A 14,854-nucleotide genomic window follows, 5' to 3' on the forward strand; every position below is an offset into this window, starting at 1 on the left:
TACCATATTTTGGGTTATTTTTATCGGATTTTTCTTAACATTCAACACTTTTGGTTCCTTTGCAATGGCAGAAACAGAAGAAAAGTCTTTGCGTACACGTTTACAAAAAACCTCAAATGCCCTAGAACTACTCAAAAAACCGTGTCGTGGCAAGAAAAAGTTGACTTCAGTTGACCAATGGGAAGTATCTATAGCAGCAATTCTAAAACGTTATCGTACTAATGGGCTATTTGAAATTAATCTTCAAGTTACCAAACATGAAAAAATGACTAGGCGATATCTTGATAGATTGCCTAAAACCATAGAGTCAATATCCATAAATCTAGATTTTGATATTTTGGAATCAGCGGTTAAACAACAAATTAATTGGGAGCATCCAGTTTTGGAAGATTTACCATTTATGGGAAAATATAAAGGGAAATAACCCTGTGCGATCGCTGACAATGAACCAAGAAAAACAAGAACGGATCAAAGCCTGCTTACAAGAATTGTCAACACTGCTGTATGAAGAAGCAGACAAAAGTAAGCTGATAGACCTCGAAGGCATAGAAAAAACAGTTTGCAGTCAAGTATTAGAACTAGTCAGCCCAGAAATAGCCCTTTTTTTATCGAACAAAAAACTGGAACAATCATTTGGTAAAACCAGGAAAATTAAAAGCCTAGTAGGGGAATTGACTCTTAAAGCCAAACAGCTACAAAGACTAGGTTTAAAAGCAAGAAGTAGGTTAAGTCCATTACTTCAAAAGTGTTGTTTGAGGCTATCAGCCAATGAATCATATCAAAAAGCAGAAATCGAGATTGAGGCATTAACAGGAGTGAAAGTTGGTCACTCAACGCAACAAAAACTAGTGCTGTCACAAGATTTTCAACTACCGCTAGCATTACAAGCAGTTTCAGAAGTTAGTGTAGATGGAGGAAAAATCCGACTCAGGGGGCAAGCGAAAGCAGGCTGTCATTGGCGAGACTATAAAACCGTTCGTCTACAAGGAATTTACTATGGTGCATTTTTTGATGACAACCAATCATTAGTTGATTATGTCAATAGTCAGCGTCTGGTTAACCCGTTAGTCTGCTTAGGAGATGGTCATGATGGTGTGTGGAATCTTGTGAGAGAATTTGGTAAACCAGAGAATTTTGAGCGTTGGGAAATTTTAGATTGGTATCACCTCAAAGAAAATCTCTATAAAATTGGTGGTTCTTTAAAACGGCTTAAAGCTGCTGAAAATTTTTTGTGGCAAGGTCAAATAGATAATACTCAGGCTTTGTTTATTCATTGCCGAGGTAAACAGGTGAAAAATTTCATTACTTATCTCAATAAACATCGTTCTCGTATTGTCAACTACAGCTATTACCAGGCTGAAGAACTCTGTTCTATCGGTTCTGGCGCAGTCGAGTCGGCAATTAAACAGATTGGAGCCAGGATTAAAATTTCTGGCGCACAGTGGAATGTTGAAAGTGTCAACCAAATTCTCTCTGTTCGTTGTGCTTATCTTAATGGTTTACTTGCTATTTGAGTGTTTCTGCCAAAAGTGGATGCTCCCAATTAATTTGTTGGGTTGGCGTGTTTATGTTACTAATCAAGCTTCTTCTCTATTATCCCTTAAACAAGCTGTTCGTTGTTATAGAGGCGAGTATTTGGCAGAGCGGGGATTTGCCAGGATCAAAGGTTTTCCCTTGTCGCTAACACCAATCTACCTGCAACGTGAAGACCATATTACTGGTTTAATTAGGTTACTTTCTATTGGTTTGCGTGTCTTAACATTATTAGAATTTCAGGTACGTTCTAGTCTTAAATCAAGTGAAGAAAAGCTTGCTGGACTTTATACAGGTAATCCGAAACGAGAGACTGCACGCCCAACTGCGGAACTGATTTTAGCTACTTTTCAAGAAATCACACTAATATTAATCGAGACCAAAAATGAAGTTTATGCCCATTTAGCTAATCTCTCTCCTTTACAGCAGCGTATTCTTGCTTTACTTGGATTTACAATTACTATCTATACTCAACTTGATGGTCAATCTCTTACTCCTAAATAGAATAATAGTTGCGTTTCCCAAGCGTCAAAGGCTGAAACACTAAAATATCTGTTCTTAACTACGAAGAAAAGCGCAAGTTACTTTAAATAAATAAAAACAAACCTAATTTTTACATCTAAGTTTGTACACAGACACCTACCCAGGTAGATGTCCGTATTCGCACGTTATTCAGTGTAAATAAAGTGTTTTACCGTACTCTTAGTACTGACACATAATTTCTGCCTTTACGCTTTTGCTCACTTTTATCTAACTTCTGAAAAAATGGGCGAACCGGGAGTTATCACACCTAAGCTACTATTTATCTCTGGACTTTTTACAGATGGGAAAATTTTGAGGGTGCTACTCGTCTGCAATCAAATTCCTTTTAACTAACCGTTTTTGAAAAGCTACAACCACAACTAGGAGAATTTTGATTGAGGTAGGGGACATTTCACACAGTTAGAGAGGATTGAAAGAGATAAACGGGAAGTTTGAAAGCAAACATAGCACCACTTGGTACTCTATTCTCTGCCCATATTATACCTTTGTGAGCTTCTATAATTTGACGAGATAGATAAAGCCCTAATCCAGACCCTTTGGCTTGGCGATCGCTATGCCCCTGGTAAAACCGCTCAAATAAGTGAGAAAACTGTTCAGACTGGATACCCGCACCTGTATCCAAAATTTTTACTACTTGATGGGAAGCCTGGGACTCCAAGACAACTTCCACCCGACCACCGCGCCGGGAATGATTAATGGCATTCACCAAGAGATTGTTAAAAACTCGTTGCAGTTGCAGGGCATCACCCTGAACCCACAGTGATTGTCGCCAATCAGAATCACCACAACTAACCGAGAGATGAACGCGACGATTGGCAGCTAACTGAGTGAGACTACTCGCTACCTCTTCTGCTAAGGAAGTTAAATCCACAGGTGTTAAGTCTAGCTTTAAGCCTTCAGTATCATTGCGATAGATATCTAACAAAGTTTCTACTAGTTGTAAGGAAGTTTCGTGGCTGCGTGCCATTGTTGCTAATACTTTTTGCTGGGCTGGTAAGACTGGGCCAAATTTTTCTTGTTGAAATGCTTTGATTGTTTCAATTGCTCCGAGCAAGGGTGTTTTTAAATCATGGGTGAGTGTAGAAGCAAAGTCCTCTCGCAATTCGACCAATTGCTCCTGTGCTTCTAGCTTTACCTGCTGTTGCACAATTGCATCTTGTGAACGATGAATGCGATCGCTTAAAACACCTGTTACAATCAACGCCATCGAAGCGATCGCTCGACTTGCAACTGTGGATGCCTTAATTACTTCACTCCCTGGAATCCAGAGATTCAAAATGGTTAAGCACACAGCAACGACTGTCGCCTGAAAGGTTGCAATCCGCCCAAACCAGGAGTTTGACAACAATATTGGCCCAGCATAAAGATACCCAAATACGTAATCAGTAGGCGTAGAAAACTCCATAAGTATAACAACGATAAACAACCCCAAAATGGCTGAAAACTTCACAAAATGTGGCTTTCTAAATAGTGACTTGGCTTGAAGTAATACCATTTAATACCTGTTATTAACTCAATCTTTTGTTAATCACATAAATTTAAACAGAAATTAATAACTATAAAATAGGCAAAAGTTGGATTTATATTTTGATTTTAATTAAGTTTACTACCTTCGCAATATTTCCGGCAATGTTTAGATGAAAAATATACATTTAGCTTAGGAACTAAATTTTTATATTCTTTTTTTAATTATGTGTTTATTTGTTAAAATATTATTGAAGGTTTGATTATCTTGTCGTTTAGTCTCACAATCAAAACTCCGGATATAGGACTCCTGTCTGATTACTGAACAATATTTCAGATAAAACCTTGATAAAACAGGCTTTTCAGTTTCAGTATGTATTCAAAAATCAAATCGGAGTCTTCTAGTAACAAAGATACTAAGCCTTTATATCTACCAGTTGTATTACTTTCAGTTCAAAATTAGTGTTTAGATATTTTCTAAACATAATAAACAATTGATATATATTCATCTAAACGCCAGATATAAAAAAATCAGCTGATTTTTATATCTTTCTATCTCTTGTATTTTCTGCCAAATTAATCAATGATGTAAAATAAGACAAGCTGATAAGGACTGAGTACAACTTAAAAATTTATGAAGTGTAATGTATAAAATTTGACCAAGCCCCGTTGGGGCGGGGTTGCAGGTTTGGGGTGTGGGGTGTGGGCTGCATAGACAGCCCCAACAACCAGTGAGTCACAAGCCCCGTCTTTTCACTCTGGTTTGCATTGGTGGGGGTTCCAAGCCTAGACCAATGCCATCTTCCCTACACCCTACCCCCTATCCCCTATTGTTGACAAAAAGGTTGCTGATTTTGTAGCTTGCCGTTAATTAATAAAGCAGCAGGTGATTATCTATTAGAGATTTACAATCAACAAATTTCTAATAGATAAAGGTTTTATGTGTAACGCTGTGATGCACCGTAAATGAAATAATAATGGTGCGTTAAACTATTGCAGCTCACAGGCTAGAAGGCAAGATGATTTATTTTTTGATATCACCTCAGCGATTTATTAGTTTTTGAATTAATAGCAACAGACTATTTGATAGAAATCTCAAATTTACTAATGTTGGATTTAAAATAACTTATGTTACAAGGATGGATTCAGATTGCCTTAACGCTACTAATTATAGTAGCGATTACTCCCTTTTTCGGACGATACATAGCGCGTGTCTTCTTGGAACAGCGCACTTTTCTTGACCCAATTTTGAACCCGATTGAGCGAGTACTTTATTCCTTGATTGGCGTTCCAACTAGAGAAAACATGACGGGCTGGCAGTATGCACGAGCCATCTTGTACAGCAACATAGTGATGGGATTACTAATATTCTTCATCATCATGAATCAGGGATGGCTACCCTTTAATCCCACAAAAGTAGGTGCGCCAACCTGGGATACAGCACTGCACACGACTATTTCCTTCATTACTAATACCAACCAGCAGCACTATTCTGGTGAAACCTACATGAGCTATGCCAGCCAAATGTGGGGACTGGGTTATCACATGTTCACCTCAGCAGCAACGGGTATTGCAGTAGGCATTGCCTTTATTCGTGGGTTGACAGGTAGACCGCTAGGGAACTTTTATGTAGACCTGACCCGCGCGATTATGCGGATTTTGCTACCCATTTGTATTGTGGGTGCGATTGCAATGATCGCAGTTGGTGTTCCAGAAACGCTTGCAGGCCCAGCAGTTTTTTCCACCTTAGAAGACCCTAACATCAGTCAAGCGATCGCTCTTGGCCCTGTTGCCCATTTTGAAATTATCAAGCAATTAGGGGAGAACGGCGGCGGCTTTTTCGCTATAAACTCAGCACACCCCTTTGAAAATCCCAATGGATTTACAAACTTAATTCAAATTGTGGCGATGATTTCAATCCCCACATCTATGATTTACGCCTATGGTTTATTTGCTAATAACATTAAGCAAGCTTGGTTAGTCTACGGCATGGTTAGTGTGATTTTCATCGCATTTGTCGTTATCAATGCCATTGGGGAATACAACGGCAACCCGGCTGTAAATGCACTTTTGGGAAGTCAGCAACCGAATCTAGAAGGTAAAGAAGTGCGGTTTGGTTGGGCACAATCTGCTTTGTTCGCAACAGTTACGACAGGTACGATGACCGGTGCAGTCAACAGTTTACACGACTCCTTCATGCCCAACGGTGGTTTTGTCACCCTTTCCAATATGTTCTTGCAAATTATTTGGGGTGGACAAGGTACAGGGACAGCTTACCTCTTTGCTTACCTGATTCTGGCTGTATTTGCCACAGGATTGATGGTAGGACGCACGCCGGAATTTCTCGGGCGCAAGATTGAAAAGCGCGAGGTAGTACTTGCTAGTTTTCTGATTCTCTTAGTTCACCCGATCGCCATTTTGATTCCGGCGGGAATAGCCCTAGCTTTTCCCGATCAATTAGCAGGAATTAGCAATCCCGGTTTCCACGGCTTTGCTCAAGTCATCTACGAATATGCCTCCGCTGCTGCTAACAATGGTTCTGGATTTGAAGGTTTGGGAGATTCTCAGCCATCACCAATAGCGATCGCTACAGGTGCAGAAACTACCGTAAACGCACTGTGGTGGAACCTGAGTACTTGCTTTAGCCTCCTAGCAGGACGCTATGTCCCAATTATCGGTCTGCTTTTACTCGCTGATAGTATATCTCACAAACAACAGATTCCCTACACAGTTGGGACATTGCGAACCGACACCGGACTATTTACAGGCGTAACCGCAGGTGTAATTTTGATTCTGGGCGCACTGACATTCTTCCCGGTACTGGCGTTCGGCCCGATCAGTGAAGCCTTTTGGATTGCTAAAGGTATCGGCTAACTGAGGATTGGGGACAGGGGAGCATTATTTATTTTCCAGTCCCCAACCAAATTTAATCTATGACACTGAATATAGGACAGAATGTCTTTCACTTCACATAGGAGAAAGTATTGGAAACAGCTTGTATTCAATGTGTCTTAATTACGTAGCTTGCTTCTCGCCGGAGGCGAGTATTACGTTAGCAAGTTATCGAGCGTCATTACAAATTACGAATTAATATGACAACCAATATCAACCCATCTTCTTCACCGCGCCCGCCTCGTGTTCCTCAAGGAGGAACTCGTGAATCGCGCAGACACACTCCCAAAGCAGATATGCGGGGACTTTATCAAAGAGCAGTTAAAGAGTCATTTATCAAGCTCAATCCCCGAAATGCTGTCAAGAACCCAGTCATGTTTATTGTCTGGGTAGGGACAATTGTCACTTTCCTGGTTACGCTTAACCCAAATTTATTTGGCACGATTCAGGCAGATGTTAATCAACAACGCCTGTTAAACGGTTTGATTACCTTCATTCTTTTTTTCACAATTGTCTTTGCCAACTTTGCCGAAGCGATCGCCGAAGGACGAGGTAAAGCACAGGCAGAATCTTTAAAGTCAACACGTTCTGATACGATTGCCAATAAAGTTCTCCCTGATGGTTCCACTCAAAAAGTTAATTCCACAGAGCTGCGGCGGGGCGATTTGGTAAAAGTGATTGCCAATGAGATGATTCCTGCCGATGGAGAAGTGCTTCAGGGTATTGGCTCAGTGGATGAGTCGGCAATTACTGGAGAATCTGCTCCAGTACTCAAGCAACCAGGCACAGATATTTCCACCTCAGTCACAGGAGGTACACGTCTGCTCTCAGATGAGTTGACAATCCGAATTACTGCTGACCCTGGTCAAGGCTTTATTGATCGGATGATTGCTTTGGTGGAAGGAGCAGAACGGACTAAAACTCCGAACGAGATTGCCTTAACAGTATTGTTAGCTGTACTGACGCAAGTATTTTTGATTGTGGTGGCAACCATGCCTCCTTTTGTCGGTTACATTGCTAGCTTTATCAGCACTGTGTTTGGGCCAGAAGCGGGAAATAGTTTACGTGCAGGCGCTAGCGTTGCTATCCTAATTTCACTGTTGGTAGCTTTAATTCCCACCACTATTGGCGGTTTGCTGAGTGCGATCGGTATTGCTGGCATGGACAGGGTTGCCCAGTTTAACGTCATCGCCACCTCTGGTCGAGCAGTAGAAGCTTGCGGTGATATCAATACACTGATATTGGACAAAACAGGCACCATCACCTTGGGGAACCGTATGGCTGATGAGTTTATTCCTGTCAATAGTTACACAGAAGAAGATGTAGCACGAGTTGCCCGCGCTGCTAGCGTGTTTGATGAAACTCCCGAAGGTAAGTCAATTGTCAAACTATCGGAAAATTTCCAAGTTGGTGTAGATTTCAATATTAATCAAGCAGAAGGCATAGAATTTTCCGCTAAAACCCGGATGAGTGGTACAAACTTACCTAATGGTAAGCAAGTGCGTAAAGGTGCAGTGGAGGCCATTAAAGGGTTTGTCCGTTCCCGTGGTGGCAATGTTGGCAGTGACGTAGACGCAGCCTATGAACGAGTTTCCGGGTTAGGAGGCACGCCATTGGCTGTCTGTCAAGATGACCAAATTTTTGGCATTATATATCTTAAGGATATTGTCAAACCCGGTTTGCGGGAACGATTCGACCAACTGCGACGGATGGGTGTTCGTACCGTCATGCTCACAGGTGACAACCGCATTACGGCTGGTGTGATTGCCCAAGAAGCAGGGGTTGATGATTTTATTGCCGAAGCAACACCGGAAGACAAGATTGATGTGATTCGCGCTGAACAATCTGAGGGTAAGCTAGTAGCAATGACCGGAGATGGTACTAATGATGCACCGGCCCTTGCTCAAGCGAACGTCGGTGTAGCAATGAACTCTGGTACGCAAGCTGCTAAAGAAGCTGCCAACATGGTGGACTTAGATTCTGACCCCACTAAGCTGATTGATTTGGTAACTATTGGTAAACAACTGCTGATTACCCGTGGGGCATTGACAACTTTCTCCATTGCTAATGATATCGCTAAGTATTTTGCCATTATTCCCACTATCTTTGCGGCAGCTGGTATTGGTGCATTGAATATTATGGGACTAAAAAGTGCCCAATCTGCGATCGTCTCAGCGCTAATTTACAACGCTTTGATTATCCCTGCACTCATTCCTCTAGCACTCAAAGGGGTAAAGTTTCGTCCCCTGACGGCGGATCAACTATTAAGACGCAACATTCTTATTTATGGTGTGGGCGGCATTATTGCACCTTTCATCGCCATTAAAATCATTGATGTCATCTTGCCTTTGTCTTAATTTCTAACTACTCAAAACTACTATGAAACCTACTCGTCTAAATATTTTCCCCCTTCTTCTACCGCAAGTCTCTGTCCAGATACTTGAAGAAGTCACCGAAATTTGGTCGCAATGTCGTAAACAAAAGCTGCCACTGTATTTATTTTTAGCAATATGCTTCAACCTTGTGATAGCGCCTGTTGTTTATGCTGCCACTGATGAACAGTTTTCCCGCACACAAGCTTGGGCATTAGGATTATTAGGACTAGTAACGTTGAGTCTTTCTATTTATTTGTTTTTTGTAATGTTTATACCGGAGAAATTCTAATGAGTCTTGCACGCGAAGCTAGCAGAGCAATTCGTTCTACCTTAGTACTCTGGGTGATTACCGCAATTATTTATCCGTTTGCGATGATTGCCTTGGGGCAGCTTGTGTTTCCAGGGCAGGCTAACGGTAGTCTGATTAAAAATGCTCAAGGTCAAGTTGTGGGTTCTGCCTTAATTGGTCAACCTTTTACTTCTGACCGTTATTTTAACAGTCGTCCTAGTACCACCAGCTACAGTACCGCCGATCCGAAAAAAGATGATGCTGGAGTCTTAAAAACAGGAGTTTCTGGTGCTAGCAACCTAGCTCCCAGTAATTCTGCATTGTTAGAACGCATCAAAGGCAAAGATGACCCTGACCCTAGCAAACGAGTTGAAGGGGATCTGAATCGGCTAAAAACAGCAGGTATACAACCTACATCCGATTTAGTCTACACCTCTGGTTCCAGCCTTGATCCTCACATTACCCCTGAAGCCGCCGAAGCGCAAATTGATCGCTTGGCCAAGGCACGAGGACTCCAACCTCAGCAGCTAGAAACTTTGATTGCTCAAAACACCGATGGTCGCTTTCTTGGTATTTTTGGTGAGCCTGGTATCAACGTGTTGAAATTGAATCTAGCTCTAGATGGATTAAAGTCTGCAAGTTAATCAGACAGTTAGTAGGGACTAGGGAATTCCTCATATTGCCAGACAGTAGTTTAGTTACTGACGCTCAACAACTAAAACTGTTTCAACATGAACGTGGTGGTACTAGACGTATAGGAGGCAATAGTGGGAGAAATATCACAAAGGCAACCTCAGGCGAGCACTTTCTGGGAAATGGTCGTTTTTCGCATATTACTTAAAATCCTGCAAATTAAGGAGTAATCCATTGTATGTGCAGTGGTTTTCCCCATACCGACAAATCCCCACAGCCTCTAGAGAAAAATAGCGATTCTGGATTTAGTCAGTCAAACAATCTACTCAATGAGCGCTATCGTATCCTTAAACCCCTTGGACAAGGAGGCTTTGGGAAAACCTTTCTCTCTATTGACGAGAAATACCCAAAACATCAACAATCTTCTGGTTATTCAGCAACCAGACTATGTGTCATCAAACAATTCTGTCCACAATCTCAGACTATCTACCATAACCAAAAAGCCTCTGATCTATTTCAGCAAGAATCTCTGCGTTTAGCTCAACTCGGTAAACATTCCCAGATTCCGCAACTTCTAGATACTTTTGAGGAGGACGGTAAGCAGTATTTAGTCCAAGAATGGGTTGATGGACAAACTTTAGAACAGGAGTTGGCCCAAGCAGGAGCATTCAGTGAAGCAGAAATTCGGCAGTTGCTTGACGATTTGTTGCCTGTGTTGCAATTTGTTCATGCCCATCAGGTGATTCATCGTGATATTAAATCTGCCAACATTATTCGTTGCCAGAGGAATTCCCAACGTCAATTATTTATAGTAGATTTCGGGGCTGCTAAACATATTACTGGCGGATGGGAACACACCGGAACTCTGATTGGCAGTGCCGAATATGCAGCACCTGAGCAGATTCGAGGCAAAGCTACGTTTGCCAGCGATCTCTACAGCTTAGGTGTCACTTGTTTACACTTGCTCACCCAGATGTCCCCCTTTGACCTATACGATTGCAGTGAAGATGCCTGGATATGGCGCTCATACTTGGTTGAGCCGATAAGTCCATCTTTGGAGAAGATTCTTTGCAAGTTAGTACAACCAGCAACTAGATTACGCTACCAATCAGTAGCAGAAGTGTTTTTAGATTTGAATAGTTTACCAAAACGCTCTGATGGTTTATCAAAACCTTCTACCGACACAGACATAGATGATGACAATTTTGAAACTCCTTACTTTGGGTTGATGCATGAAGCGGATTTAGTTGCTTCTGTAACCTCGTTTGCAGATAGTTCTGTCGCATCTGTTACCATGTTTGACCCTAAGACACGAACTTGGCATTACTTACCTGCTAAAACTGAAGGTGCAGAACTGGCGCGAAAAGTAGCTGCGTTCTTAGCCCCGCGTCTGGCTGCGGCTGCGGCTACGCTTCCTGTACGAGAGAAGATATTTCCTGTGGTTTCTAAGGAAACAACACACAAATCAAACAAAATGCACCAGATAGTTTTAACTGCGATCGCTTCTACCATAGTAAGTCTTGCTTGGGCAATGGAAACAAACTCGAACTATCACAATTTAAAAGTCGAGTTAGTGAAAACTTTCCAGGAATTTTTTGATGCAGGAAGAAAGTAAAACAACCGAATTGAGTTGCTATCAAGTTAAAGACTGCAACTTCAACATAAATAAAGGAGATTAATTACTGATTTCCATAGATGCATACTTCTAAGAAAATTTTCACGAGTTTTGCATCAAAAATAATCTTCAGATAGCTATGAATTTTCAATTTATTAATCTACGTCAAATTTCTGTTGCCATCACCGTCCAACCAAGTCAGACAAAATCAACGAATCAATCTGACCATGATCTCGGCTATCTAGCTGGAGTTTTTATTACTTTCATGATTGTTGGCATGATTTTAGGCTGCTTTCTGCGATATAGAAAGTGCAAAAAACAGCGTAATCATCAAACAGTAGAAATCATCCGAGAAATTGAAACCTTAGAAAAAGTTCAAAAAGTGACAACTGAAGTCGAGCAAAATATGACTCCTCAAAGAAAAAAGCAAATTGAAACCTTAGAAAAAATCTGGAAGAAGAATCCTTAGTATCAACTACTTGCGTCATCTGTACAAAAAAGGTGTGAGTAAAATCGAAAAATGTGTCATTTATTGTGGAAAAATCTGGTGTTAATTCCAGTCTTGTTAGGAACAACTGTGTTAGGATATGGTAATGCAATCGCTGCTGAAATAATAGGTTTATCTAGAGAGATAAAAGCCGAAACAGAGGAACTAAAAGTTAATCAGCAGTTAATTGTCCAAGCAAAAACTGATGAAAATAACGTATTAGAACAAGTTAAGAATTACAGCAGCAAAACCGACAACCAAAATTCACTGTCTCAGGTGACATCAGTTTCTCAGTTTTCTGATGTACAGCCAACTGATTGGGCATTCCAGGCATTGCAATCTCTAGTTGAGCGCTACGGTTGTATTGCGGGATATCCTAATGGTACTTACCGTGGGAACCGGGCATTGACTCGTTATGAATTTGCCGCAGGTTTAAATGCTTGTTTGGATCGAGTTAATGAACTGATTGCTACAGCAAATGCTGACTTGGTAACAAAACAAGATTTGGCAACCTTACAGCGTTTGCAGGAAGAATTCTCCGCAGAATTAGCAACTCTGCGCGGTCGAGTAGATTCTCTAGAAGCACGTACTGCTGAACTAGAAGCAAATCAGTTTTCAACCACAACCAAGCTAGTTGGTGAGGCAATTTTCGCTGTTACCGACAACTTTGGCAGCAACGATACCAATAACACTGTTTTCCAAGATAGGGTACGTTTAGACCTACAAACTAGCTTCACAGGTCAAGATATCCTGCACACTCGGATTGCGACTAGTAATGCAAGCAGATTAGCTTTACCTGGTGGAACATTTGAGGGAACTCAAACAAAACATTTAATCTGATCGCCCCTATCACGTTGAAGGCTTCTACAGATACCGCGTCAGCGACAACATTTCTATCACTCCCGGTGTGATTTGGTTGACCAATCCCGGTCAAGCTGCTGGCAATAACGAAGATGCAGTGATTGGTACTTTAAGAACCAGCTTCACCTTTTAAAGGTTTAAAAAGAATTTGAATTTTCGCAACTTCATTAAAGAAAACTCAAGGCATTTATGAGACAAAAAGAAACAATATTTGTCATTCCGACTCATCGACTTAGAGATGTAGCTCAGACCATCGAAAAGTATGACGAGAATTTCTGGGCAAATGGTCATGCTGTGAAGATAATAGTATTTGATGATTCCAGCCTTGCCAATTACGAGAAATACTACCCATTGCTAGAGCAAACTAAAACAGTCAACGATGTATTTTATGTTGGCCCCCATGAAAAAGAACAGTTTATTACCTTCTTAAACGAGAGACTGCGCGATCGCAAGCTAGAATCACTAGTGAAAAACTTATTCCGACCTAGCTATGGAGGAAATCGCAACTTCACACTAATGTACACTCTTGGACATTTAATGGTTAGTGCAGATGACGATATGCGACCAGATGCATTAATTGAAACTAGCCCAGAATCTTTATCAGGTGATGAAATATGTCGAGGAAAATTAATTAAGTCTAACCAACAAGGCGGGTTTGTCCATAAATCTTTTGACTTACTCACGGCTTTTGGTGATGTTCTAGGTCAAAAAGCCAGTCATGTACCAGAAAACTTTGAGGCTGGAGAATTAGTTCTTGATACAGCAATGGATTTAGAAACTAATACAACCAAAGGTTACTTTCGGGAAAACAGCCTTTTATTACAACCAGGGAGAGTATTAAATAATGCGATCGTCAAGATTGCCCAGACTTTTCGTACAGGAACTAATGATATCGATACACTTGATTTTATTCATATGTATCTCAATGATGAAAACCAAATAAGTCCAAATGACCTGAATGATTTTTATATTCTTACCAACTTTCGACCTGTTATTACTAACAAAAACTGGAGAATGGATTGTGGAGTTGCTGGATATGATAATCAGCTAGGCTTACCACCGTTTTTTCCAACTCGGCTTAGATTTGAAGATTATATCTACAGAATTTGGATACAGCAAGAGGGAATCGCCGCTGCACACGTTGATGCTGTCCAGAACCATATTAGAAATAACTATATGCGTAATCCCCTGGCTAGCGAACTCTTTAATGAAGAAATATGTAGCCTGCTGAAAAAGAAAATTAAAAGCAGTGTTTATCATCTTGATGACCTGGGAATCAAGTTTGATTATTCTGGCGAAGTCACTTTACAAGATTCTGAGGAAATCTTAGAAAAAATCTCTGTTATCCACCGCCAGGTAGTCAAAGCCTCAATCTCTACCCAGAATGAAGAACGTAAGCAGTCACTTCAATTGTTTGCTGAGAACTTATCGAGAGTATTTTATGGCTTTGAACCAGACTTTTTTCAGCAAAACGTTTCCAGAATTATTGATGATGTCATTAGCCAATTTCACGGTTCTCTAGAAATATGGCCGACTCTGGTTGAAATTTGTTACTTACACAAAGATAAGAAGGATCTGCCACAAATCAGAGTCAAGAATAAGAAAATAAAATCGAGAAACGGATTTAAAGCTAGTGAAGTATTAGCATAAATGCCCTTGTAAAAAATGTTAATTAAGCTACATTTATATCGTTAGCTGCTCTCATCACAACAAAAGCTAGGCAGTATAATATTGCAACAAGCGTGAGTTTAATTCAATCGAAAATAACTGTAATGTATCAAGCTGAATTACCAATCCCTTTAATTTTCAATCCCTTAGATATTCAGTTTTTAGCAATGGCCCAAAAAAACGAAACTCCACTTCTTGTTCTATCCTTGCTAATTACAGTTGGGTTTCTTGGTAGTATTGGTTGGTGGGTTCTTAAAAGCTATGATATGAGCAAGTTTAGTAGCTCGAAACCTACACCTATAAATTCAACTTTGCAGCCTAAATCTAATTTAGAAAAATCAAGCAGTTTCAATACAAATCTATCTTCTGTACCCTTAAATTCTACTAAGGGAGTAGACTACAATAATCTTCGCCGTGACTTAGAAAGATATAACTGGAAGCAAAAGTGTTGAATGTTAAGAAAAATCCGATAAAAATAACCCAAAATATGGTAA

Annotated in this window: 12 protein-coding genes and 2 pseudogenes; 13 read left to right on the forward strand and 1 reads right to left on the reverse strand. The window is 40.6% G+C overall.

Annotated elements, in window-relative coordinates:
• The 3 genes and pseudogenes from HWQ42_RS20745 to HWQ42_RS20755 all read left to right on the forward strand — a co-directional run.
• A pseudogene (locus tag HWQ42_RS20745) lies at positions 1-424 on the forward strand (hypothetical protein); the annotation flags it as partial.
• A gap of 19 nt (positions 425-443) precedes the next feature.
• Positions 444-1,514, forward strand: coding sequence for an ISKra4 family transposase (locus HWQ42_RS20750; RefSeq protein ID WP_292815656.1), 1,071 nt, complete (start codon positions 444-446; stop codon positions 1,512-1,514).
• A gap of 19 nt (positions 1,515-1,533) precedes the next feature.
• Positions 1,534-2,037, forward strand: a complete 504-nt coding sequence (locus HWQ42_RS20755) for a hypothetical protein (RefSeq protein WP_292815659.1) — start codon at positions 1,534-1,536, stop codon at positions 2,035-2,037.
• A gap of 430 nt (positions 2,038-2,467) precedes the next feature.
• Here HWQ42_RS20755 and HWQ42_RS20760 read toward each other — a convergent pair whose 3' ends face one another.
• Positions 2,468-3,571, reverse strand: a complete 1,104-nt coding sequence (locus tag HWQ42_RS20760) for a HAMP domain-containing sensor histidine kinase (RefSeq protein ID WP_292815661.1) — start codon at positions 3,569-3,571, stop codon at positions 2,468-2,470.
• A 1,097-nt stretch (positions 3,572-4,668) separates the two neighbouring features.
• On the opposite strand from HWQ42_RS20760, the gene kdpA reads away from it, so the two are divergent.
• The 10 genes and pseudogenes from kdpA to HWQ42_RS20810 all read left to right on the forward strand — a co-directional run bounded on the left by kdpA (position 4,669) and on the right by HWQ42_RS20810 (position 14,812).
• Entirely contained in the window at positions 4,669-6,414 is a 1,746-nt protein-coding gene (gene kdpA / locus HWQ42_RS20765; protein WP_292815664.1) for a potassium-transporting ATPase subunit KdpA, read from the forward strand.
• A 218-nt stretch (positions 6,415-6,632) separates the two neighbouring features.
• The gene (gene kdpB, locus HWQ42_RS20770) at positions 6,633-8,789 is read left to right on the forward strand and encodes a potassium-transporting ATPase subunit KdpB (protein WP_292815666.1); all 2,157 of its coding nucleotides are present in this window, start codon (positions 6,633-6,635) and stop codon (positions 8,787-8,789) included.
• 22 nt (positions 8,790-8,811) lie between these two features.
• Positions 8,812-9,096 carry a potassium-transporting ATPase subunit F gene (locus HWQ42_RS20775; RefSeq protein WP_292815669.1) on the forward strand — a complete coding sequence of 95 codons (285 nt, stop codon included), beginning with the start codon at positions 8,812-8,814 and terminating at the stop codon, positions 9,094-9,096.
• A complete protein-coding gene (gene kdpC, locus HWQ42_RS20780) occupies positions 9,096-9,740 on the forward strand; it encodes a K(+)-transporting ATPase subunit C (protein WP_292815671.1) in 645 nt (214 codons plus the stop codon). The genes HWQ42_RS20775 and kdpC overlap by 1 nt, the downstream gene beginning before the upstream one ends.
• A gap of 227 nt (positions 9,741-9,967) precedes the next feature.
• On the forward strand, positions 9,968-11,344 hold the full coding sequence (locus HWQ42_RS20785; RefSeq protein WP_292815673.1) for a serine/threonine-protein kinase: 1,377 nt from the start codon (positions 9,968-9,970) through the stop codon (positions 11,342-11,344).
• A gap of 139 nt (positions 11,345-11,483) precedes the next feature.
• Positions 11,484-11,813, forward strand: a complete 330-nt coding sequence (locus HWQ42_RS20790) for a hypothetical protein (RefSeq protein ID WP_292815676.1) — start codon at positions 11,484-11,486, stop codon at positions 11,811-11,813.
• 51 nt (positions 11,814-11,864) lie between these two features.
• Positions 11,865-12,665: pseudogene (locus HWQ42_RS20795) on the forward strand (iron uptake porin); the annotation flags it as partial.
• Between the two features lie 61 nt (positions 12,666-12,726).
• Positions 12,727-12,825, forward strand: coding sequence for a carbohydrate porin (locus tag HWQ42_RS20800; protein WP_292815685.1), 99 nt, complete (start codon positions 12,727-12,729; stop codon positions 12,823-12,825).
• 56 nt (positions 12,826-12,881) lie between these two features.
• Positions 12,882-14,342 carry a hypothetical protein gene (locus HWQ42_RS20805; protein WP_292815679.1) on the forward strand — a complete coding sequence of 487 codons (1,461 nt, stop codon included), beginning with the start codon at positions 12,882-12,884 and terminating at the stop codon, positions 14,340-14,342.
• A gap of 122 nt (positions 14,343-14,464) precedes the next feature.
• Positions 14,465-14,812: a hypothetical protein gene (locus HWQ42_RS20810; protein WP_292815682.1), complete on the forward strand. Its 348-nt coding sequence runs from the start codon at positions 14,465-14,467 to the stop codon at positions 14,810-14,812.
• Positions 14,813-14,854 lie beyond the last annotated feature (42 nt).

This window comes from Nostoc sp. JL23 (assembly GCF_017115065.1).
Lineage (GTDB): Bacteria > Cyanobacteriota > Cyanobacteriia > Cyanobacteriales > Nostocaceae > Nostoc > Nostoc punctiforme_A.

Excerpts from the sequence above, each read along its gene's own strand:
- HWQ42_RS20750 (WP_292815656.1), top strand. The coding sequence starts at position 444 with ATGAACCAAGAAAAACAAGAACGGATCAAAGCCTGCTTACAAGAATTG.
- HWQ42_RS20755 (WP_292815659.1), top strand. The coding sequence starts at position 1,534 with ATGCTCCCAATTAATTTGTTGGGTTGGCGTGTTTATGTTACTAATCAA.
- HWQ42_RS20760 (WP_292815661.1), bottom strand. The coding sequence starts at position 3,571 with ATGGTATTACTTCAAGCCAAGTCACTATTTAGAAAGCCACATTTTGTG.
- kdpA (WP_292815664.1), top strand. The coding sequence starts at position 4,669 with ATGTTACAAGGATGGATTCAGATTGCCTTAACGCTACTAATTATAGTA.
- kdpB (WP_292815666.1), top strand. The coding sequence starts at position 6,633 with ATGACAACCAATATCAACCCATCTTCTTCACCGCGCCCGCCTCGTGTT.
- HWQ42_RS20775 (WP_292815669.1), top strand. The coding sequence starts at position 8,812 with ATGAAACCTACTCGTCTAAATATTTTCCCCCTTCTTCTACCGCAAGTC.
- kdpC (WP_292815671.1), top strand. The coding sequence starts at position 9,096 with ATGAGTCTTGCACGCGAAGCTAGCAGAGCAATTCGTTCTACCTTAGTA.
- HWQ42_RS20785 (WP_292815673.1), top strand. The coding sequence starts at position 9,968 with ATGTGCAGTGGTTTTCCCCATACCGACAAATCCCCACAGCCTCTAGAG.
- HWQ42_RS20790 (WP_292815676.1), top strand. The coding sequence starts at position 11,484 with ATGAATTTTCAATTTATTAATCTACGTCAAATTTCTGTTGCCATCACC.
- HWQ42_RS20805 (WP_292815679.1), top strand. The coding sequence starts at position 12,882 with ATGAGACAAAAAGAAACAATATTTGTCATTCCGACTCATCGACTTAGA.
- HWQ42_RS20810 (WP_292815682.1), top strand. The coding sequence starts at position 14,465 with ATGTATCAAGCTGAATTACCAATCCCTTTAATTTTCAATCCCTTAGAT.